Raw genomic sequence first — 23101 nt, 5'->3', positions numbered from 1 at the left:
TTCGGCGGCGGTCGTTTGGCGGCAATGATGGGTCCGATTGAGGGCAACCAGAACATCACAGCCATGAGCCGTGCATTGTAACTGGAGTAGGAAGATAATAAAATAGATGGATTAAAAGCCGCGCGAAAGCGGCTTTTTCGTTTAGCCTTGCTCAAAATCAAATGATGGCGCTTCAGAGATGCCCGAAATATTAGAAGGCGATTATTGCATAATGATCGATACTAATTTAAGCTGTGAGTATTCATCCGTACATGCCGAAACCGTACATCTAGGAGGTTTATATGGATGTCCAATCGTTACATAGTAGGTATGCGACATAAATTACTTACGGCTGGCGAAGGCCGGTCGGCAGTCAATCTAACGACCAGGTGCACCACAGATTGTTGCTCCAAACAGTCATGTGTGCGGCTTGACGTTCATAAAAAGAACATCTTTGATTGCACCATCACACCTGCAACTGCTACGCTGCTGGCATTATCGGTGCATTTGCAGCCGGATTTGCAGTTTCCCAAACCAAGTATAAGAAGAACCAAAAAGGTGGGGCTGATGTCTTTCGAGACCATTTGTCGTTTCTTTATTGATATGTGGTTAAATATCGCGTAACCTCATTCGTAAAGAAATACATATAGAGAGGTGAGATCCTGTGCACCGGGAAATTGGCCTATTCAATTCAGGAGCTACGAACTTAGAATATTCGGTTATCGGAAAGGGAGTCCCTATATTGCTGTTCCATGGCGGCCATTCGAGCTGTCATGAGGAGTTCGGTTATCAGAGATTGTTAACTTCAGGATATTCCATTATTACACCTTCCCGCGCAGGATACGGCCAAACCTCCCCGATTACGGATTTGGGAGTATCCTGCCACATTTATAGATCATTATTGGATCATCTTACCATCGAGAAAGTCCATGTAATCGCAGTTTCAGCGGGAGGGCCAACCGGAATCGCATTTTCATCCATGTTTCCCGATCGGGTTGTCAGTTTCACGCTTCAGTGTGCAGTTACAAAACCGTGGCATGCACCTGAGGATAAGGAATACAAACTGGCGAAGCGTATTTTCAAGCCCGAAACCGAAAAAAGAACATGGAAGATACTTGCGGCCATGAACAACCTTATGCCAAAGCTAACCTTCAGAATGATGGCGTCTTCTTTCTCTAAGCTCCCTTATTCGGAAGTTCGGAAACGGCTTGACTACCATTCCACTGAAGCATTTCGTAAAATGAATAATCGACAACGCTCGTATTCGGGTTTCTTGATTGACTTGGAACAAACTCAACGTGACTATTCTAAGGAACTGGCGGCCATTCAAACGCCAACGTTAATCATGCATAGCCAAAACGATAGCGCAGTACCCCTGAGCCATTTGGAAAACGCAAAAGCGCTCATTCCCCTATCAGAAGTATTTATACTTGATTCGTGGGGCCACCTCATTTGGATTGGAAAGCACGCAGCAGAGTACGATAATGCGCTTATTTCTTTCTTATCGCGACAACAGAATAACATGACTCTTTCAACTAACGAAGAACGATAAAAGTGGAAGGCGGTCATATAATGGCAGCAGAGGGTGACACCATTATTTTTAGGGTTCAGGTATTCCAGTTCTATTATTTGCTATATAGTTTACTATGCTACTCATTAAAGGATGGACTCCAACTAGCGGAGGACAACATGTTGCGGTTTTCGTTGGACTGTTAGTATCTATACTACTCTCAGCCGCACTGATTCAAAGTGTAAGACACACACGGTTGGGCGAATGAAAAGATTTTGAAAGCGACTCAGACAGATAAGAAGTATGATTATCGAATCGATTTAATCAATTTATTTCAAAGGAACAGTCATGCACGGCTCTACCTAAAAGCAGGAACATCGAGTAGAGTTAATTAAATTTCGTTCGTTAAATATCATCAACCCACTATGCGACTAACCCTCGTGTTGTGGTTTTTCTTTATACGACGTATTTTTCATCCCAAACACCTTACCTTCGAGTTCTTGTCTTTTATGACATCAAGCTCTCATTAATTTCGGCCAGTGTTGTCATCACGCTATGGTAGCTATCGATTTATAACATGCATATCTGAATTACATCAAAGAGAGGTGTCAATGAGCATGCAATTGGTCATATCAGCAGTCGTTGTCGCAATTATTACGCAGATCCCTATCTTACATAGATATACCAAGCTCTTAAACACTTTCATACATGAGGTTGGGCATGCTTTGTTCTCCATCATTTCATTCGGAGGAGTTCGGAAAATCAAACTAAATGCAGATACATCTGGATATGCAGAGGTAGTGAGCACCTGGTGGGGAGGCAGGGTAATCACGACATTTGCCGGCTATCCATTTGCCTCGTTATTTCCCTCTTTTATGCTGTATCTCCTGTATAGAGGATATGGGGAAGTCGTTCTGTGGATTCTCACAGTGATGATTTGTCTTTGTGCGTTACTTTGGCTCCGGGATCTATTAAGTCTCGCCTGGGCAGTCCCTTTGATCGCAGGGTTCATTCTGGCAATGAAATTTGATGTGAATTTAGAATGGCTGCTTTATATTTTAATGACCATCATCCTTGTTGACTCTGTAAGCAGCTCAATAATAATTGCTCGCCTCAGCTTCTGCAACTACCGATCTGCAGGAGACGCAACCCATCTATTCGAATTAACAATGATTCCACCACAGTTTTGGGGAGCCGTATTCGTACTTATATCAATAGCCACGGTTGGTTATACGGCGCTCGTTATAGCCGGGCTAGTTCCTGATTATTACTCCAATGTGGTTGGGGTTGTGGCCACGGTATATAGGTTTATTGCCAACGAAGTCACTTGAGTTGTTCGATTATCTTCGATCACATAGCGGCGGGCAATGATCCAGCAACGACGAAACGAAACAAGGAACTGCCATTTCCACGCTAATGGGCAGTAGAGCTCGAATTTGAGCAATCTATGAGAAATCACAAGAGGTTACATATGGTAATATAAATGGTATACGTGTGTGTAAATTCCCAAACTTTAATAGGCGGAAATTTGAGGGGGGTATTTCATGAATCATCCGATCGGTTTTCAAATGAATATGGCGCGGAATTGGTGCCTCGATATCGCTGAATCGTGCCCCGCAGAACTTGCAGATGTTCAATTGGAGGAGTTCAGTAACACGATCCGTTGGCAGCTTGGGCATATCCTTACAGTGGCGGAGCGGATGTTATTTCAAGTTCCTTTCCCGTCTGTTTCTCTTCCTTCAGAATTCACAGGGTGGTTCGATTCGGGATCGAAGCCAAGCGATTGGATTAACCAACCCCCTAGTAGGGACGAGCTAATTTCGCTGTTGAAAAGGCAGCAAGAACGCTTCCTTACCCTTCCGCTGGAGCTGTTCAATGTTCGTCTGGATCCTCCGTTCTTCGGTTTCGCAAGCTATGGCGAGTGTGCAGGGTTTGTCATTGTTCATGAATCCTACCACGCAGGGAAGATGGATGAGATGCTGCGTGTAGTTAAGCAAAGATCCTGAGCAGTGAATTTACAACGTATGACGTATGGCCAACAACTAAGTTCCTGGCCTTTTTCCAAGGAGCGCATGGAAATGGGGCAGATATACATATAGTGTTATAAGTAATTCAGTAGATCATGATTTTGATAAACGTGAACCCACGAATAAAACTTTACTTATATTTAAACTTATTGGTGGATTGGTGCTGTTGACAATGAGTTTTTTTAGGTGAAAACCTTAAAGGTATGATGGTGCTGGCTCGATTTCATAAACATTGCAAGAAAGGAGGCAAAAATAATGAAAAAATCTGGAGAGTTGGCTGCAATTGGATCAGTCTGCCCATTTTTCAAGCAACGATTTAGTCAAATATCATCTCAAAACAAAATGGCCGGAAGCTTTTTGCCTCATTATATTAAAATTTGCAAAAATGCGAGTAAGTAATTATTTTGCAAATTTTAATTAAAACGCAACCAGGCGCCGGTTTCATACGGCGCTTTTTTGCGAGTTGGAAATTGGAAAAAAACAGCAAATTGAAACAAGTATTTATGATTGGGGTGAATTTGGTGAGAAAAGCGATTGACTTAGCCTCCTAAAAATAAAAATCACCATTTTTAGGAGGCAAATATAATGAAACCAAATATAAAGTCCAAAGAATCTAAACTGTTACGAAAGCAAGAATCTACAACACTTCTCATGATGATATTCGCACTATCTGTCCTTGTGGCTGCTGTAACGGTGGATATGGTTAATCCAGTTCTTCCTCTTATAAGCGAACATTTTGAAGCTTCGAAAGCTCAAGTGAGCTGGGTAGTGAGTGGCGTAGCACTAATATTGGCGATTGGAGTTCCCCTTTATGGACGCATGTCGGATTTCATCGAGTTGAAGAAGCTGTTTTCTTTCGCCGTATTGATCCTATCGATGGGAAGTCTGATTTGCGCTCTCGCTCCGAGCCTTCCAGTCCTGGTTTTGGGACGAATGGTTCAAGGTGCTGGGATGTCAGCCATACCCGTTCTTTCCGTCGTCGCCATTTCGAAAGTTTTTTCACCGGGAAAACGAGGGGGTTATCTTGGCATAATAGCAGGTTGTATTGGTGTCGGAACAGCCGGAGGTCCGATTTTTGGAGGAGCAGTCGGACAATTTTTTGGTTGGCGATCCTTGTTCTGGTTTACATTTTTGCTGTCCATTTTTGTAGTTATTGGTGCACTCTACACGCTGCCGACGATTAAACCGACCCTGGAGTCCGGAAAGCATAGAAAATTTGATCTCGTCGGAGGAGCATTGCTTGGAGTTATTGTAGGGCTGCTTCTTTTTGGCGTAACACAAGGAGAGACGGTCGGTTTTGCTTCGACCTCTTCATTAGGCAGTCTTATGGGATCTCTATTCGCTTTGGTAGGATTTGTTTGGCGCATTGTCGCAGTAGAGAATCCATTTGTGCCGCCAGTATTGTTTAAAAACAGGTTTTATGTGAGTTCGGTTATTGTAGCCGTTTTTTCGATGTTTGCTTATTTTTCAGTGCTTGTTTTTGTTCCATTGATGGTCGTGGAAGAGAATGGACTTTCCCCCGGACAAGCGGGAATGATCCTTTTGCCGGGAGGTGCGGCTGTGGCGATTCTTTCTCCATTCGTAGGTCGTATTTCAGATCGATTGGGGACGAAACGCCTGATAATTTCTGGGGTGACGTTGATGGGGATTTCAACTTTATTCTTGTCGACCTTTGCCTCCGGAGCTTCTCCTGTTTTAGTTTCAGTGGGTGTCTTGGGCGTGGGGATTGCTTTCGCACTTACGAATTCCCCTGCCAATAACGCTGCGGTAAGCGCGTTAACGAGAGAACAAGTCGGCGTGGGAATGGGAATATTCCAGGGTGCTTTATATCTTGGAGCAGGTGCAGGAGCGGGAATGATTGGGGCATTATTAACCGCTCGTCACGAAGCGTCGAATTCCTTAAATCCCCTATACATGCTGGATGCTATATCTTATTCGGATGCATTTCTGGCGGCGACCGCCACTTTGTTCATCGCCTTAGTAGCAGCATTCGGGTTGCGGAACGACAGCTAGCGCGAAACCTTGTGTTTGATAAGGGAAGGAAACGATGCAATATAGAAGCAGAGGCAGTCTAAGACTTTATTTTCGAGTCCTAGTCTGCCACTGTTTCTTTTATGGGGGTCAGTCCAGCCAGCTGCTTAACTTATATTTACCATTTCACTGTTTGACGGGATCCAAGTCCCGCGAGCAGAATCGTGTCTTATAGACCAACTGTAGGCCCCAAACCATAAATTAAGGACGGTTGGGCGTTTCGCATCACTTCGTTAGCAGAACGCCCTTTTACATCATTATGTCTCTCCAGATCATTAGAGCAGACCCAACGGCGACGGCATCTTCTTTCAGTTCGCCCTTCGTAAAAAGCGGCTCGTAGTCCGGATAATAATAAGTATTGCGCCTGGCGGTCTCGATGGCGGTGTGATAGAACCGGTCCTCGGCGTTAATCAGGGTGCCACCGAGGATGATCGCCTCCGGATGAAAGACATTGATTAGGTTTGCTAGGCCGATGCCGAAATGAACGGCGGACTGCGTGAACAGTTCCCGGGCATAGGCATTACCGTTCGAAAGCCCCTGAAGCAGCATGTCGTATGTTATTTTCTCCGGTGACACGTGTTCCACCCCGGGGATATCAGTGCGGCCTAACTTTGCATGGGTTCTAGCAAGCCTTTCGAGCGATTGTACGGATGCGAAGGCTTCCCAGGCTCCGTAATTTCCATGATCGTGCAGCCTGGGACCGTCCATCTGAATAATCATTTGTCCAACCGCACCTTCCATATCTACGGAACCTTGCACAATACGACCGCCTGACATCATAGCGGAACGGAGGCCGACGCCTGCATGTACATAGAGCATATGCTGGAAATTTTTGCCGCGCATTGACCAATGCTCTCCAATCAAGGCCGCATTCGCGCCATTCTCCAACCGGGCGGGAAGACCTGTCCGTTCTTCCAGTAGACTGCAGATCGGAACATCGGTCCAACCCTCGGACGGAAAGTTCAGGGGACGAATAATGACGCCTTTGTCGCGTTCAAGCGGTCCGACCGCTCCAACACCAATTCCAATGACCTGGTGCGGTTCGATGCGGTGGTCGAGCAGAATGGATCTTATGTTACGCGTGACATAGTCGACCAACTGAGTCGGGGTCATGGCCTCGTCCATCCGCCAGCGAATGAGAGATTTGGGATTCATCTTGGCATCGAAAAAACCAAGCGTAGACGTCCGTCGAGAAATTTCCAGCCCGAAGAAATAGCCGTACGAGGGGTTGATCTCGTATAAGATCGGCCTTCTGCCGCCACTGGACGGACCGAAACCGGAGGTTATTAGCAATTGCTCCGACACCATTTCTTCAAGTAAGCGGGTCAGTGAACTGCTTGTCATTCCGGAAGCAGGGAAAAGTTCGGCTTTCGAAGTCATTCCTTGCTGTGCGATATGCATATAAATTAACTTCTTGGGCGAAGCGATTTGATGGGTTGATAACAGATTCATTTCAAAACCTCTTTTTTTCCAAGTATGCGCATGGGATTATCTTAATTATAAACCACTTCCAGATGCTTTTCTATCTTAATCAAGTGACATTTATGATGTTTTTACCAAAATGAATTTATTGCACTGAAACAATTGGTTAAGGGTGCTTTCTGAGATGTTTATTATGCTGTCGGGAAGGTGAATATGCTTATAAATATGATTTATGAGTTAAATGGCTATACTTTAATCCGAAATGAAATAAAGATGATATAATAAAATTATTCGAACTCGTACGCCCTGGATCTGGCGTTGGGTTTGGAGTAATTGAAAGGAGGAAGAAGCCATGCAGCAGACTTCCAATTTTCTGACGTATTCTCCCCTGGAGAGCATTGCAAAAAGAAAGGGATATCATTGGTTTGTCGTATTTACTGTTTGTATCGGTGCTTTTATGGCGGCTCTTGACGCAAGTGTTATCAATCTAGCGCTTCCGTCGCTGGCTCAACAATACCATGTGACAATGTCCGATATCGAATGGATTAGTCTTGTTTATTTACTTACACTGGCATCTCTTGTCATCCCGTTTGGCAGAATTGCCGATTTGTTCGGGAGGCGATTGATGTATACTGCAGGCTTCTCTGTTTTTCTCATCAGTTCTTTGTTTTGCGGACTTTCTCCTAGTCTTACTGTTTTATTAATTTCACGCGTATTTCAAGCAATTGGCGCAGCTATGCTTCAGGCGAACAGCGTATCGATCATAACGGCTTGTACGCCGGTTGGGCATAGGGGTAAAGCGATTGGGATTCAAGCCGGCGCACAAGGCATAGGTCTTAGTCTTGGGCCGGTTATTGGCGGCGCTCTTCTTTCAATGGGCGATTGGCGATGGCTTTTCTATGTGAATATTCCAATCGGCATTGCTGGTACGATTCTTGCCTTTTTGCTGCTCCCGCAAGATCAGCCTAATAGGAAAAGGGAAACTTTTGATTATTGGGGCTTTCTTTTTCTAACTCCTGCGCTTATACTGATCGTTTTTGTGCTAAATAGGGGACAGTTGGCAGGTTGGTCATCGCCGGTGATTGGGCTGAGTCTGTTCTCCGCACTCATAGCTATGACGGCTTTTATACGGGAGGAGCGTCGCTCGAGATCGCCGATCATGGATTTTGAATTGTTTAAAGACAGGGTGTTTGTAACCGGAAATATCTCGAGCTTCTTATCATTTACGGTCATGTACGGCATACTGCTTCTGAGCCCGTTTTTGATGGAAAGTGAATTCCATTTGAGCATCGTGACGGCAGGACTATATTTGGCTGTCGTCCCGATCGGGATGACGGTTTTTACACCGATTTCAGGATTCTTAGCTGATCGTTTCGGAGTGCGCTTTCCTGTTGTTATGGGAATGAGCGCCGTTGTAGCCGGGTGCGCCTTATTAGCCTTGATTCGGGACGGAAATGAGATTGGACTGCTGTTGTCTGGTCTCTCATTATTGGGGATCGGAATGGGGATTTTTACTCCACCTAATAACAGTAACATCATGGGCAGTGTCAAACCAGACAGACTTGGAGTTGCCGGCGCAACGCTGAACATGAGCCGAACGCTTGGAATGGGTATGGGAGTCACATTAAGTGGTGCGTTATTCCAATTTGCGCTTCTTTTTCTGCCGGCAACGAAGGGATTGAATATGGCCGCTTACCGACTGTCGTTTGTCTTTATATGTTTTATAAGCTTGGCAGCCTTGCTGATTACAGTACTGCGGAAAAAGACACATCAGCGGTATTCGGAAGAGTTTATTGAATACTACATTTAAGTTGGAAATTATCAGCTGGCAAGAATATATTCCGATTCCAACCCGCATAATTAATATTATCCCCTTATAGTTGACAGTAAAAAAAAGTCCATTGACAATGGACTTGAAGGCTGCTAACCCGGAGGGGATTTTTCTATTGGTTGATGAAGTGCCGATTCATAAACTGGTTACCGATATCTATGTTCGCGTGAGAGAAGAGCAGTTTTACTTGTCGGTGATTTGGCACTCTACAATAACGAGAGGAGAAGCTCCAATAGGTTTGCCGCGGCACTGGATGCCATACACTTTAAGTTTTTGGCGATACGGAGGACACAATAATGAAACCGGAAATTAAGAAATTAGCTGTTGTCATTGAAAAACTTGAACACTGTGGTATTCCCTATTCATTAGGTGGGAGTGGTTTATTATACAGCTTTGGCTTAACCAACATGGTTCGTGACTGGGACGTTATGACTGAAGCGCCTAAAGATAGCGTTTTGAATGCTTTGCAGAACTTTGAAGTAAAAGAAATAATAAGTGGCGATTTTCCATTTGGAACCGAATATAAGCTACTCATTCATAACGATAACCCCCAAGTGGAACTAATGGGGCGATTTTCGATATATGGAAGCAAAGGTCTTTGCAGAATACCATCTATCCCAGTTTTCCGTTGGAACGGTATTCAAGTCGGAAGTCCTGAAGCCTGGTATGTTGCTTATGCCTTAATGAACCGAAAAGAAAAGGCAGACTTACTGCTTTCATATTTAAAGACAGTAGGAGCAAATAAAGGATTATTAAAAATATTGATGAAAGAACCGCTTCCTGAAGAGATATTGGAAGAATGCGTATCACTCATTAAGGATATACGTGACTTTTAATGAGTAGGTGTTCCCGGCAGGATCCTGATAAACCCGAAATGCATGAATGGAGTCGTTGATTTCGATAGTAGTACCGGGAAAGTACTGCATGCCGGTTTTCGTTGAGATTCCAGAGTGCTTCCCCAGATAAAAATATTGCCGGTAGACTGTTAATGCGTTATTTGGGTCCGAAAACATTTAGAAGGGAGTTGACAAAATGTTTCCTATATTAGAAACAAAAAGACTTTTGTTGCGGGAAATCACAAATCATGATGCCGAAGGAGTCTTTGCTTGTTTTTCCAATGAGGATGTTACGCGATATTATGGACAAGACAAATTGGAAAGTATAGAACAGGCAAAACAGTTAGTTGCCTTTTTTTCAAGAAACTATAATGAGAAACGTGGCATGCGATGGGGAATTGAAATCAAAGATACAGAGGGAATTATCGGAACTATCGGATTTAATGCTTGGGCCCCAAAGCATAGACGGGCAGAACTAGGGTATGAAATTCATCCTAAGCATTGGCGTAAAGGATATGCATCAGAAGCCATAACAGAAATCACTTCATACGGCTTTAAAGACTTGCATTTGAATCGAATAGGTGCGGTTGTTTTTATTGAAAATGAAGGGTCTAACAATTTATTGACTAAACTAGGCTTTCAAAAAGAAGGTGTTCTAAAAGAATATATGTATCAAAATGGCATTCCATATACTACTAATGTCTACTCTTTGCTAAAATCCAATTATCAATAACGAATAGTGAGCTGATGAAACTTGTTTAACTTAGTTTTACTTATTCATGTTACAACTGGTTCTACTTGCTTGGTAACCGGACTAATTGCAATGCTCTCGAAAAAGAAGAAAGGCAGACATACTGTGTCCGGTGAGGTATATCATTGGGCCTATGTCATTGTGTTTTTTACAGCCCTAGTTATGTCAGTTTTGCACTGGAAAGAAAGTCAGTATCTTTTTTATATCGCGTTATTTTCTTATGGACTTGCTTTGCTCGGATACCTGTCTGCTAAAAGGAGATGGAGAAATTGGTTGGGTACTCATATTGGCTGTATGTTGGGTTCGTACATAGGCATCATCACTGCGACCTTGGTAGTAAATGTCCCAAGGATACCAGTATTGAGTGATCTACCGGCGCTATTCTTTTGGTTCTTACCGACGATAATAGGGACTCCTTTGATATTTAGAGTCGGGAAGAAGTATGGAACTCGGAGACATATTAAGATGTAATTAAACAGCGTATGGAGGAGTTACGGAGTTTTCTCAGTCGTAACAAAACCTCATAATAGAGTTGATGGACATTGGCTGCCGCGGTCAAAATGATGCAGGACGGTACCGTTAGTCTCTGATTGCTCGAATTCTCGGTTCTTCGTGTCCACTTTCTAGTCTAGTAACACAAACATAACGGTCAATAACGCTATTGGGCCTAAATGGCAATACAACGGAAATGAAGCACTCTCTTAAATCGGAGAGTGCTTTTTTTGTCGTATATAGGACTCCCACTCTTGCTCATGTGCCTTCCGAACCTAATCCTCCAATATCACACCAATATAACTGTGTAGATGCTCCTACATCCGTCTATAATCTTCGCAGGTATAGGGGTGATCTCACACTATGGTAGGTTCAGAGTCCTATCATAAACGACAAAAGGTATACAGAAGACAACAATAGTAGAAAGATTCTCATAGAACCGTGAATTTGTCGACTCTATAATCTAAGTAAGTAGAAGAAATGATAAAATATGTCTCTTTAGAATGGAATTTAATAATATAAAATGGTCGTTTTTTGTTAAAAAGGTATTTTATAATTAGTGAACTTGTAATTGTTTTAGGCAATAAGACTTATTAATTAGATTAATGAGAGGGGGTGCAAGTTGAGAATAGGGATGAATAAATGAACATGGATTTTATCAAAGAAAATATTATGGTTGTAACCTTTAGCTCTGCTGTAGTGACCGTACTAAGTTCTATTGTCGGGGAGAGGTTTATTTGGAATTAAGCAGCTCAAAGTCTAAGATCCTATTTGTTCTTTTTGCTTCCATCATTGTCTCTTTTATAACACTTACGGGGTTATCTAATACTATGCAAATAATATTTGCTCTAGCTTTATTAGGAATCATATTATATCTAATACAAAATCAGAAATTATTTTGGTATTTTGTGATTCTAATCCCATTTTTGCCGCCTTATTTTTCTTATAAGATGGGAGAAATGCCATTTATAAATGGCTTTCGAATCTTATTATTTATTCTTATTTACGATCAACTAATTTTAAAACAACGTATATCCAACCTTGTTAACGCTATAAAAGGTGACAAGTTCAAGATTGCTATCCTTATTTATGCAACATGTATTTTGATCCCTGCGTTTGTTCGGATGTATTCTATGCAGGACGCTTCCAACCTTGTTAGTTCTATTACCATCATTGTTGAAAAGGTACTGTTGTACTATTTAATACTCATGAATATCCATATTGAGGTTGAAAAAATAGGAGATAAACAAAAGTTTCTTCATAAATTCTTACATACGATTTCCATTGTTGCCTTTATTCTTTCTGTGTTCGGTGTCATTGAATTTCTAGCGCAATTTAATATTTTTAGCCTTCTTGATGTTTCAAACTTTGAGGGTCTTAAATATAGTCAATTCATTCGCTCGGGGCATTTGAGAGTAAGCAGTAGCTTTGCACACTCATTAGGGTACAGTATGTATTTAATTATAATGATTCCACTTATCTTCTACCAGATCAAAATGGCAAAGGAGATAAGTAAAAAGCAGTATTACTTCTATCTCACTCTATTAGTCTTACTTATGTTAAATATGTTTATGACCTTATCGAGATCAGCTTTGATTTCCTTAAGTATTTCTCTGATCGTATTCTTCATATTCGCAAAATTAAAGACGAAAATTCGTTTTATTTTCCTTTTCATATATTTCGCACTTCCACTGTTGACTTTAAGTGTTACACCTTTCGGCGAATCAATTGGACTCTCTGCAATCGGAGATAGTGTTAAAGCATTATCTGATTCCCTTTTTGGGACTTCGTATGTTAAAGATTTTGGTAACAATGTAGAACCATTTTCTTTTCGCGAAGAATTAATAAAATACGCCTTTAGTCAAAGTGGATTAGAAGATTTTTTTGGTAAAGGAATTGGGTTCCTCCGAAATGAACCTATGGTGTTTTATATTCCTGAATTAAACCCTTTTGACGTTACAACATCTCAATCAGTCGATAGTTACTATATGCTCGTGAAACTCGAACAGGGATGGGTTGGGTTGATCGCAACGATTACATTGTTTAGCATTATTATTTTGATGATGCTCCGATATATGAAATATAACCTGTTTAACTTTGTCCTTCTTCTTTCTTTTGTGGGGTATTTATTTGAATTAACAATGGTAGCCGACTTAGATACAATTAAATACTTCTGGATTTTGTTAGCTGTTTTTTCTGCCTATCACAACTTCAAAGAGATTCAAACCAATAACCCACCTGTCATATGCCGGAACGAAAGGCGTTTTGCCGCCAAAGAAACCATTTCTGAAAAAGAATTCACTATTCCTGAAACCGAAAATTTACGAAAGGAAGAATCTGAATCTGAATTAGTACATGTATAAGATCGGATATGAGTTCCAACTCTTTAAACATTAGGAGATGTCATTCTGGAGAATACAAGATCAACGCTTCGCCACCGCCGTTTCCGATTAAACGTCGTAAGAAGGTGAAGCAATAAGCACTGAACCTTCCCAGAAATAATGAAGATCGCCATTATCCTTGGCAATTGGGCCGGATCTAAAAAACCTTGATGGAATGATGCCATCAAGGTTTTTATACGGAGTCTTGCCTTTCCGGAAGCGCGGGAAATTATCCGGTGATTTTTTTGATTTACATTTTCTTGTATAAAGTAACAATGGTAAAATAAGGTTGTCGGGGCGCGATTGATAAGTCCGCACTTGCGCTCCGTTTCTTGCATTGTATTTGCAATGTTACGGATAGGGGCCAGTATCTCTTCGCTTTTGGTAGTGATGACTATACAACTGTACCGGAATTTGTTGAGAAACAGCACTGCTTGAATCTTAGCTACCTAAAAATAAAAACTCACCATTTTTAGGAGGCAAATATAATGAAACCGAATATAAAGTCCAAAGAATCTAAACCATAGAAGCAGAGGCAGTCTAAGACTGAACTGCACCCCGTCAAGAAGACAGTACAAATAATATTATTTTAGACGGCCTTGGTCCAGTACTCTGACGGACTGAGGCCGATTAGTTTTGCTTGTAATTTTGTTGTTGTAAAAGTGGATGTAAGTCCCGATGTCAAATTAGTGGACGAAACAGGGGGTTCTCATTTAGTCTGACGGGACTGAAGAGACGGCAGTCGGTGAAATGGCTGCCGTCTTCTCAAGCTATGATTCATCTACTCCACCACTTTAAAATTGAGATGTGTTCTCGTTCGCTTGGACTTTTTGGTTATTCTGAGAATTGCCTGCATATGCGAAAATCGGTTCACTAAGTTTAAATTCAAAAGCTTCTCTGTCAACTCTTCCGACAGTCATGTTGCTATCATAGAGCTGCAAGAGAAAATTGGCCATTTCATCACTTGTATGGTAAGTACTAAAAATTTTGTCATAGTCATACTCGCTCGTACTGTTTGCCACTTTTCCAAATTCGGTTTTGGTTGCTGCAGGAGCCAAAACTTTAGCTTGTAATTTTGCATTGGCGGCTTTCAGTTCATGGGCCAATCCCTCGGTAAATGCACTAACAAAAAACTTGGAAGCACAGTAGATAACAGCCGTTGGCACGATTGTGTATCCACCAGCAGAAGATATATTGATTAATTGTGTACCTTCCACGTCTCTATAGTCACGTACATACAAGGACGAAAAGATAGTTAGGGCTTCCACGTTTAGGCGCAGCATGGTTCCAATCTTCTCCAAGTCTTGACCGGACACACTGCCATAGCTACCGAAACCTGCATTATTAATCCATGTTTCGATTCGATACGGATTTAACTCTCGATACAGATGATGGGCGTTTTGACTCACAGATACATCGACTGCTTTTATCACAATATCTAACTCAGGAATTTCCTGCAAGATTTCTCTTTTCAGTTCGTTCAGATTGTTTTCACGGCGAGCAACAAGTATGATATTTTTCTTGCGTTTTGCGAAAGCCTTAGCTGTCGCGTAACCTATACCAGAGCTTGCTCCGGTAATAACTGTATATTTACCCTGTGTATCCATTTTAATCTTCTCCTTTAACTTGGCTAATTATATTCAGCTTCGGCATCCTTATTATGCAACAAATGAAAAGTCGACCGTTATCCCATTCTTCTCAAATGATTGCCTAATCCTCTCACAACCATATACGTTACGTACGAATATGAATTATGATGGAACTATCAAGGATGGAGGAGCAAGGAGGATCTTATGTCTGAACGAATATATAAACAGCAGGAGGAGCTTGCCAAACTCATTGAGCGTTATTCAGGGCGGGACGGTGTTCACGCGACTGCTATACCGTCTTTATTTTTCACTCGTAGATCTAATGTTACTGGATCAAATTTCGGAGTTTACAATCCTTCCTTTTGCATTGTCGTACAGGGTGTGAAGGAGGTATTGCTGGCACAGGAGCGCTTTAGATATGGTCCTGCCGATTACCTTGTTGCATCCGTTGATTTACCGGTTACCGGGCAAGTCATTGAAGCCTCTTCCCAGGTTCCGTATTTGTCTCTCAAACTTGAATTTACCTCGAGTCAAATCTTAGAGATTTTAAGCGATTCTGAAATTCGAGTTGGCCCGAAAGAAAACACTAATCGAGGTATGTTTGTCAGCCGGATGGAATTATCTTTGTTGGATGCGGTAATTAGGCTAGCTCGTTTGCTAGACAAACCTAAGGATATACCAGTACTTGCTCCTCTCATCACGAAGGAAATTCTCTACAGGGTTCTGCAAGGGCAGCATGGGGTTGTGCTTGAACAAATTGCAATAGAAGGAAGCAGTACCAAACGAATCAGAGACGTTATCGAACAAATCATGAATAACTATGATAGGTCTTTTCGGATTCAGGAGCTTGCGGAAATAGCGAATATGAGTGTTTCTTCGCTTCATAGGCACTTTAAAGAGGTAACCGCTATGAGCCCTATTCAGTTCCAAAAACAACTGAGACTACAGGAAGCACGGCGTCTGTTATTATCCGAGTCAACAGATGCCGCGGAGGTCGCATTCCGGATAGGCTATGAAAGTCCGTCGCAATTCAGCCGTGAATATTCCCGAATGTTTGGTTTTTCACCTATTCAAGATATTAAGCGCCTAAGGGCAATAAATGCATGAATCCCCTGCAACGAGATAGAGTAACTTTAATTAAAAACTTCTGACGAATGTTAGGCTTTTCGAATGGAGCCATATTGTTGGCAGAGCACCGACATCGCAAATATCAAAGGAGGCAAAGACATTATGAAAATCATTGTTACCAGCATATTCGTACAAGATCAAGAGAAGGCACTGGAGTTTTATTCAAAAACGCTGGGGTTTGTGAAAAAGGAAGATGTCCCCGTCGGAGAATTTAGGTGGATAACGCTTGTTTCTCCCGACGAGCAAGACGGTACCGAGCTTTTACTCGAACCAAATGACCATCCTGCCGCCAAAGAGTATCAAAAGAAGATATTTGCTGATGGAATCCCAGCAACAATGTTTGGCGTTGGCGATATTCATAAAAAGTACAAACAATTATTGGAAAACGGCGTGAAGTTTACTATTGAGCCGACAAAAATGGGCGAAGTCACAATAGCCGTCTTCGACGATACGTGCGGCAACCTTATTCAGATAGTGCAGAAGTAACTTTATGTCCAAATAGATGTATGGCTCGTTCTTATACGAATGGAGGAAATTCGGAGGGCTGTTAGAATTTGATCCTAGAAGATGGCAAACAGGGAGTCGGGATAGCAGGAAATCAAAAAAGAACCTGGGTAGTTTTATCAGGTTCTTTTATCATTGCATATAAAAACACACGATGATATAATCTGATTGCTACTTAAAATATTATGCAGACATAATTATTTCATCTTACATCTTAAGTGTATCATGCCGGTAAACTCTTGTCAAATGTTTTTTCTCAATTTAATGGTTAGGAGAGATATTGAATGAGTTCATTGGTTCTCGGTTTTCAGGAAATGGATAAAACGCAGCTTTTGCTCGTTGGCGGAAAAGGGTTAAATTTAGGGGAATTATCAAAAATTGAAGGAATGCAAGTACCAGAAGGATTTTGTGTTACAACAGTGGGATATCAACAAGCTATTGAACAAAACGAAACGTATCATGCTTTGTTGGATCGACTTACAATGCTGAAAGCAGAAGATCGAGGTCAAATTGGTGATATCAGCAGGAAGATTCGACAAATCATTATGGAAGTAGAAATTCCTTCCGATGTTGTGAAAGCAGTTACTCACTATCTCACCAAACTTGGTGATAAACATGCTTATGCAGTGCGTTCTAGTGCGACTGCTGAAGATTTACCACATGCCTCTTTTGCTGGCCAACAAGACACCTATTTAAATATCATCGGCGAAGAGGCAATCATGCAGCATATCAGCAAATGTTGGGCTTCCCTATTTACGGACCGCGCGGTAATGTACCGTATGCAAAATGGATTTAACCACAGTCAAGTTTATATATCCGTTATCGTTCAAAGGATGGTTTTCCCACAGGCTTCAGGGATTTTATTTACCGCTGATCCGATTACTTCCAACCGAAAGCTGCTATCAATCGAAGCAAGTTTTGGACTTGGAGAAGCACTGGTCTCCGGCTTGGTATCTGCCGATTGTTATAAAGTACAGGAAGAGGAAATCGTCGATAAGATGATAGCAACCAAAAAATTGGCTATCTATGGACGGAAAGAAGGCGGAACAGAGACCCAGCAGATCGATCCTGATCAGCAAAAGACTCAAACACTTACCGAACAACAAATTTTACAGCTGGCACGCATCGGAAGACAGATCGAAGCTTATTTTGGTTACCCACAAGATATCGAATGGTGTTTGGTTGATGATACATTTTACATTGTTCAGAGTCGGCCAATCACTACTTTATACCCGATCCCTGAAGCGAATGATCAAGAAAATCACGTTTACGTATCTGTCGGTCATCAACAAATGATGACTGACCCCATAAAACCATTGGGATTGTCTTTTTACCTGTTAATAACTCCTGCACCCATGCGTAAAGCTGGCGGAAGGTTGTTTGTCGATGTTACAGCTATGCTGGCTTCACCTTCCGGCAGGGAAACTTTAGTAAATGTCCTGGGAAAATCCGATCCGCTCATAAGAGACGCATTAATAACCATCATTGAGCGCGAAGATTTTATCAAATCGTCACCAAAAGGTGAAAAAGAACCGGGTCCCGCTAAAAGCAATAAAAAGATCTCGCCTGCGGATTATCAAACAAAAATCGAATACGATCCGACAATAGTACCTGCTTTGATTAAGCGCAGTGAAACATCGATTAACGAGTTAAAGCATAACATCCAAACGAAATCAGGATTAGGTTTATTTGATTTTATTCTGGAAGATATCCAGGAATTAAAGAAGGTTGTATCTGACCCGCAAAGTTTTGGTGTAATCATGACTGCTATGAACGCTTCATCATGGATTAACGAAAAAATGAAGGAGTGGTTAGGTGAAAAAAATGCAGCAGACACGCTTTCTCAATCTGTGCCAAACAATATCACTTCGGAAATGGGTCTGGCGCTATTGGATGTCGCAGATGTGATTCGTCCTTATCCGGAAGTCATTGAGTATTTAAAACATGTAAAAGATGATAACTTTTTGGATGAACTGGTTAAGTTTGATGGTGGAAAGGAAACCCGGGACGCTATCTATGCTTATCTCAACAAATATGGGATGCGATGTGCCGGTGAAATCGATATTACTAGAACCCGGTGGAGCGAAAAGCCAACCACACTTGTCCTCATGATTCTTAATAATATCAAAAACTTTGAGCCTAATGCCAGCAATCGGAAATTTGAGCAAGGGCGGCAGGCAGCTTTGAATAAAGAACAAGAGTTATTGGATCGCTTGAAGCAATTACCGGATGGTGAAGAAAAAGCCCAAGAAACAAAACGAATGATCGACCTGATCCGAAATTTCGCCGGTTATCGTGAATATCCTAAATACGCCATAGTTAGTCGCTACTTCGTTTATAAGCAGGCTTTACTGAAAGAAGCCGAACAACTCATACAAGCGGGCGTTATTCATGAAAAAGAAGATATTTACTACCTCACTTTTGAAGAACTTCACGAAGTCGTACGCACAAATAAACTGGATTGCCAGATCATCAGCAAACGAAAAGACGAGTACAAATTTTTTGAAAAACTAACTCCACCACGTGTTTTCACGTCTGATGGTGAAATCATTGCAGGCAAGTACAAACGAGAAAATCTCCCAGTCGAAGCTATTGTAGGTCTACCTGTTTCTTCCGGAGTCATAGAGGGACGTGCACGTGTTATCTTAAAAATGGAAGATGCTGATCTGGGAGATGGAGATATATTAGTCACTTCATTTACCGATCCTAGCTGGACACCATTGTTTATATCCATTAAAGGACTAGTCACCGAAGTTGGCGGTCTGATGACCCATGGAGCAGTTATCGCACGTGAATATGGTTTGCCGGCTGTTGTCGGAGTGGAAAATGCCACCAAACTGATAAAAGATGGGCAACGAATTCGCGTGCATGGAACAGAAGGGTATATCGAAATATTGTAATGGCTGAATACACAACTCAGTGCGTCGGGTAAAGGCAATCCTGACCGAAGGGGGAGGGATGCTGACCCAAATCCGGGCTTTGAGGCATTCGGAAAGAGTTTTGACCGTTACGCTTTTCACTACTTCGAATTTTGCCCCGGATTTTCCGCCGAAGGAAGAGAAGGTGATGGCATACTTCTCCGGTGCGGGAGCAACGGATTGGACCAACGAAGCAGCGGTCATTGATTTTACGGTTGGCAACTCGCGCGTTCGAAGCATCCCTTAGATAAGATAAGAATACACGATCTAGCCACAAAAGAAGTCGTAATATGGCGAGCATGAATAATCACGGTTTGTTGTCGGATTTTTTTCATGCTTTCAGCATGCATGGCCAGCATTTCTTAAACCAATTTAGGGAACGGGACGATTCGGTCTTTGTTCCCTTTTCCTTTGTTTATCCGGATCTGGCAAAAGATCCACAAGGTTATCGGTTATTTCCTGAACGCCTATCTACAGCCTCTCGAATATGTTCTGTGAAGAACATACTCACACAGCCAAACCATAACATTTTTCAACAAGGTATTATAACAAAAATACTACCTTGACAGTCATAGTAATATATCGTATCATGCAACTGTGGAGGTGATTGTAGTGAGCGAGAACAAAATCACATCCGATCTGCTGCGGGGACATACTGATACGATGATTTTACGGCTCTTGTCCGAAGCTGACCGCTACGGCTATGAGATTGTCAAGCTGATTGCCGAGCGCTCGGGTGGTGAGTATGAATTAAAGGAAGCGACGATGTACTCCAGCGTCCGCCGGCTTGAGGTGGACGGTGATATCGAGTGGTATTGGGGCGATGAATCTCAGGGCGGACGGCGTAAATATTTTAGGATTACCGACAAGGGCAAGACGACCTACGCCCGCAACAAAAGCAACTGGGAGTATGCGAAACGCGTGCTTGAAAACTTATTATAGGGAGGTATGATGTTATGAATGAGAAATTGAACAAGTATTTGAACGGTGTTTTCGCACCGTACGATGGGATAAAAAGCGTCACCGAATTAAAGGCCGACCTGCTCTCCGATTTGCAGGAGCGGTTCCGTGAACTCAAAGCCGAAGGCAGGGACGATGAAACAGCTTTTGAGATGACAATTGACAGCATCGGCGACATTGAGGAAACGGTACAAGAGGTGGCTAACATCTCCCGCTCGCTCGAACGGCAGGTGGTGACAAACCTAAGCGCGAGCAACCTGGTGAAGAGCGACTTTGCGGGTGTTATCGCGCATAAGGGAAAATTTGCAGCGAGTGCGTTACGAGGCTCCGACTTTACGGGTGCTGACTTGACGGGCAGCACATTTGCGAGCAGCGATGTGCGTGAAGCCCGTTTCGACGGCGCAAACCTGACCGACTGCAACCTGTCCACTCTTGACATTGCGAATGCGAGCTTCAATAAATCCATCCTTGTGCGCACTAACTTCAGCAAGTCGGGACTGGACGGAGCAAAATTCACAGGTGTAAAATTGACCGACGTCACGTTCTCCATGACCGACCTTAGAAAAACAATCTTTGAAAACTGTATTTTTGACGGCGTGGAGTTCAAATCTTCCGATCTGGGAGGTCTGTGTTTTGACGGGCAAACCTTTATCGGTGTCAAGTTTGACAAGACGTCGCTGAACGAAGTTTCGTTTAAGGGCGCGACACTCAAAAATGTGTCTTTTCAGGCATTTTTTTCGTTGACCAATAAGTATTACCGTTCCATCAAAACCATCTGCTTTGACGGCGCAATCATGGATAAGCTGACCTATGCCGCGCTTAAAGGCATGGGTGCCGATTTGTCCAAGGTAACTGTTCGATAAGGAGGGGGAAGTTATGCTAAATAATTCGATTCAAGTCATTGGACTGCAAAAGTCCTACAAGCAGCATCAAGTCCTAAAGGGCGTAGATTTCGAGGTGGAAAAGGGCAGTATTTTCGCCCTGCTCGGCTCCAACGGTGCGGGCAAAACAACAGTTGTCAAAATCCTCACCACGCTGCTCAAAAAAGACAGCGGAACCGCCACCGTTAACGGATTCGATGTTGCAACAAAACCCGACAATGTACGGGAGGCGATCAGTCTGACCGGGCAATTTGCCGCCGTGGACGAAATTTTGACCGGACGAGAAAATCTAATTATGATTGCCAAGCTGCGATACCTCAAAAATCCGAGTCAAGTTGCGGACGATTTGCTTAAACGCTTCGGCCTGACAGACGCCGCCGACCGCAGGGTATCTACTTATTCGGGTGGTATGCGCCGCAGGCTCGACATCGCCTTGAGCATTGTGGGAAAACCGCAGATCATTTTCCTCGACGAACCAACCACTGGGCTTGACCCCGAGGCACGTATTGAGGTTTGGAAGATTGTAAAGGAGCTTGCGGGCGGCGGCACGACGGTATTCCTGACTACACAGTATTTAGAGGAAGCTGAGCAGCTTGCCAACCGAATTGCCATTCTGCATGAGGGCAGGATTATCGCCAGCGGCTCGCTCTCCGAGCTAAAAAAACTGTTCCCACCTGCAAAGGTGGAGTATGTTGAAAAACAGCTGACATTGGAGGAAATATTCCTCGCAATCATCGGCAAAAAGGAGGCAAAGTAAATGGAGGCGGCAAAAAAACACTTTTTCAGCGATATGGGCGTTATGCTTGGTCGTTCCATGCGCCATATTACCCGTAGTATGGACACCATCATCACAGTCACCATCATGCCGATTGCGTTCATGTTGCTGTTCGTCTATGTGTTCGGCGGTGCAATTCAAACCGGAACTGAAAACTATGTGAATTACCTGCTGCCCGGTATACTCCTTATTGCCGTTGCTAGCGGAATATCCTACACGGCTTTCCGCCTGTTTACCGATGTGCAACGAGGCATATTCGAGCGGTTTCACTCCATGCCGATTTCACGTTCCACCTTACTGTGGGGGCATGTGCTGACCTCGCTGGTATCCAACGCCATATCGGTTGTCGTCATCATTCTCGTAGCGTTGATTATGGGCTTTCGTTCGTCGGCGGGGCTACTGCCATGGCTTGCAGTAGCCGGCATACTCATGCTGTTTACACTGGCGTTGACTTGGGTCGCGGCGATTGCCGGACTGTCCGCCAAATCAGTGGATGGCGCAAGCGCCTTTTCCTACCCGCTTATCTTCCTGCCGTTTATCAGCTCGGCGTTTGTGCCGACCGAGTCGATGCCGTCGGTCGTTCGCGCCTTTGCTGAAAACCAGCCGGTGACCGCGATCGTGGAGGCTATCCGTGCGCTGCTCTCAGATCAGCCGGTGGGCAATGATATATGGGTCGCTCTTGCGTGGTGCGTCGGGATTTTACTCGTAGCCTATTTCTTTGCTATGAAGGTGTATAAAAAGCGGGTGTGATATAGTTAAAGAAGGAAACAGAAGTCAAGAGCCTTATTTTGATATGCTCCCCTTACGGTAGACAGGTTAAATAATATAACCTGCTACGGTAAGGGGAGCTTTTTACATGTCTAGAGGAAAATATGCTCCCCTTACCGGTGGAGAAATTTATACAGAATATCAATCAGCTCGATTGATAGCAGAGTCAGCCGGACCTTTCCCGAAGCGGCAAAACCGGCGCCGGTTCCCGGCGTTACTGAATTGTGAGCGGGCCGTCAGTGCGAAGTGGTTTTATTCATCATCAATTTGAGTTACCATGAATAGTGGAGTGATTTCGCAATTCCGGTGGCAGCCTGC

The 23101-nt window shown here is 43.1% G+C and carries 21 protein-coding genes; 19 read left to right on the top strand and 2 right to left on the bottom strand.

What is annotated here, in order from left to right:
- The first annotated feature begins 285 nt into the window (after positions 1-285).
- The 6 genes from KZ483_RS14810 (at position 286) to KZ483_RS14785 (ending at position 5529) form a co-directional block, all read left to right on the top strand.
- On the top strand, positions 286-603 hold the full coding sequence (locus KZ483_RS14810; RefSeq protein WP_220348152.1) for a hypothetical protein: 318 nt from the start codon (positions 286-288) through the stop codon (positions 601-603).
- A 40-nt stretch (positions 604-643) separates the two neighbouring features.
- Positions 644-1531, top strand: a complete 888-nt coding sequence (locus tag KZ483_RS14805; RefSeq protein ID WP_220348150.1) for an alpha/beta hydrolase — start codon at positions 644-646, stop codon at positions 1529-1531.
- Positions 1532-2100: 569 nt separating this feature from the next.
- The gene (locus KZ483_RS14800; RefSeq protein ID WP_220348148.1) at positions 2101-2820 is read left to right on the top strand and encodes a M50 family metallopeptidase; all 720 of its coding nucleotides are present in this window, start codon (positions 2101-2103) and stop codon (positions 2818-2820) included.
- A 213-nt stretch (positions 2821-3033) separates the two neighbouring features.
- Positions 3034-3495: a DinB family protein gene (locus KZ483_RS14795; protein WP_220348146.1), complete on the top strand. Its 462-nt coding sequence runs from the start codon at positions 3034-3036 to the stop codon at positions 3493-3495.
- 276 nt (positions 3496-3771) lie between these two features.
- A complete protein-coding gene (locus tag KZ483_RS14790; RefSeq protein WP_220348144.1) occupies positions 3772-3915 on the top strand; it encodes a hypothetical protein in 144 nt (47 codons plus the stop codon).
- A 186-nt stretch (positions 3916-4101) separates the two neighbouring features.
- Entirely contained in the window at positions 4102-5529 is a 1428-nt protein-coding gene (locus KZ483_RS14785; RefSeq protein WP_220348143.1) for an MFS transporter, read from the top strand.
- A gap of 267 nt (positions 5530-5796) precedes the next feature.
- On the opposite strand, the gene KZ483_RS14780 is transcribed toward KZ483_RS14785, so the two are convergent.
- Positions 5797-6999, bottom strand: a complete 1203-nt coding sequence (locus tag KZ483_RS14780; protein ID WP_220348140.1) for an ROK family protein — start codon at positions 6997-6999, stop codon at positions 5797-5799.
- 322 nt (positions 7000-7321) lie between these two features.
- Here KZ483_RS14780 and KZ483_RS14775 point away from each other — a divergent pair, with 322 nt between their 5' ends.
- The 5 genes from KZ483_RS14775 to KZ483_RS14755 all read left to right on the top strand — a co-directional run bounded on the left by KZ483_RS14775 (position 7322) and on the right by KZ483_RS14755 (position 13242).
- The gene (locus KZ483_RS14775) at positions 7322-8779 is read left to right on the top strand and encodes an MFS transporter (protein ID WP_220348137.1); all 1458 of its coding nucleotides are present in this window, start codon (positions 7322-7324) and stop codon (positions 8777-8779) included.
- Positions 8780-9096: 317 nt separating this feature from the next.
- Entirely contained in the window at positions 9097-9636 is a 540-nt protein-coding gene (locus KZ483_RS14770; RefSeq protein ID WP_220348135.1) for a hypothetical protein, read from the top strand.
- Between the two features lie 196 nt (positions 9637-9832).
- Complete coding sequence (locus KZ483_RS14765; protein WP_220348134.1) at positions 9833-10369, top strand: GNAT family N-acetyltransferase; 537 nt, start codon at positions 9833-9835, stop codon at positions 10367-10369.
- Between the two features lie 21 nt (positions 10370-10390).
- Positions 10391-10858: a DUF2306 domain-containing protein gene (locus KZ483_RS14760; RefSeq protein ID WP_220348132.1), complete on the top strand. Its 468-nt coding sequence runs from the start codon at positions 10391-10393 to the stop codon at positions 10856-10858.
- 758 nt (positions 10859-11616) lie between these two features.
- Positions 11617-13242: an O-antigen ligase family protein gene (locus KZ483_RS14755; protein ID WP_220348131.1), complete on the top strand. Its 1626-nt coding sequence runs from the start codon at positions 11617-11619 to the stop codon at positions 13240-13242.
- Between the two features lie 812 nt (positions 13243-14054).
- Here KZ483_RS14755 and KZ483_RS14750 read toward each other — a convergent pair.
- Positions 14055-14867, bottom strand: coding sequence for an SDR family NAD(P)-dependent oxidoreductase (locus tag KZ483_RS14750; RefSeq protein WP_220348129.1), 813 nt, complete (start codon positions 14865-14867; stop codon positions 14055-14057).
- A gap of 186 nt (positions 14868-15053) precedes the next feature.
- Here KZ483_RS14750 and KZ483_RS14745 point away from each other — a divergent pair, with 186 nt between their 5' ends.
- From KZ483_RS14745 to KZ483_RS14710, 8 genes are all read left to right on the top strand, one after another.
- Entirely contained in the window at positions 15054-15956 is a 903-nt protein-coding gene (locus KZ483_RS14745; protein ID WP_220348127.1) for an AraC family transcriptional regulator, read from the top strand.
- Positions 15957-16079: 123 nt separating this feature from the next.
- Positions 16080-16463: a VOC family protein gene (locus tag KZ483_RS14740; protein WP_220348125.1), complete on the top strand. Its 384-nt coding sequence runs from the start codon at positions 16080-16082 to the stop codon at positions 16461-16463.
- A gap of 302 nt (positions 16464-16765) precedes the next feature.
- Positions 16766-19381, top strand: a complete 2616-nt coding sequence (ppsA, locus tag KZ483_RS14735) for a phosphoenolpyruvate synthase (protein WP_220348122.1) — start codon at positions 16766-16768, stop codon at positions 19379-19381.
- Between the two features lie 58 nt (positions 19382-19439).
- The gene (locus tag KZ483_RS14730; RefSeq protein ID WP_220348120.1) at positions 19440-19646 is read left to right on the top strand and encodes a hypothetical protein; all 207 of its coding nucleotides are present in this window, start codon (positions 19440-19442) and stop codon (positions 19644-19646) included.
- A gap of 365 nt (positions 19647-20011) precedes the next feature.
- A complete protein-coding gene (locus KZ483_RS14725) occupies positions 20012-20341 on the top strand; it encodes a PadR family transcriptional regulator (protein WP_220348119.1) in 330 nt (109 codons plus the stop codon).
- 14 nt (positions 20342-20355) lie between these two features.
- The gene (locus tag KZ483_RS14720; protein ID WP_220348115.1) at positions 20356-21222 is read left to right on the top strand and encodes a pentapeptide repeat-containing protein; all 867 of its coding nucleotides are present in this window, start codon (positions 20356-20358) and stop codon (positions 21220-21222) included.
- Between the two features lie 13 nt (positions 21223-21235).
- Positions 21236-21997 carry an ABC transporter ATP-binding protein gene (locus tag KZ483_RS14715; RefSeq protein WP_220348113.1) on the top strand — a complete coding sequence of 254 codons (762 nt, stop codon included), beginning with the start codon at positions 21236-21238 and terminating at the stop codon, positions 21995-21997.
- A complete protein-coding gene (locus KZ483_RS14710; RefSeq protein ID WP_220348111.1) occupies positions 21998-22765 on the top strand; it encodes an ABC transporter permease in 768 nt (255 codons plus the stop codon).
- Positions 22766-23101 lie beyond the last annotated feature (336 nt).

It is taken from the genome of Paenibacillus sp. sptzw28 (assembly GCF_019550795.1).
GTDB lineage: Bacteria > Bacillota > Bacilli > Paenibacillales > Paenibacillaceae > Paenibacillus_Z.
The sequence above is the reverse complement of the archived record's forward strand: the minus strand, read 5'-3'. Positions and strand labels throughout refer to the sequence as shown.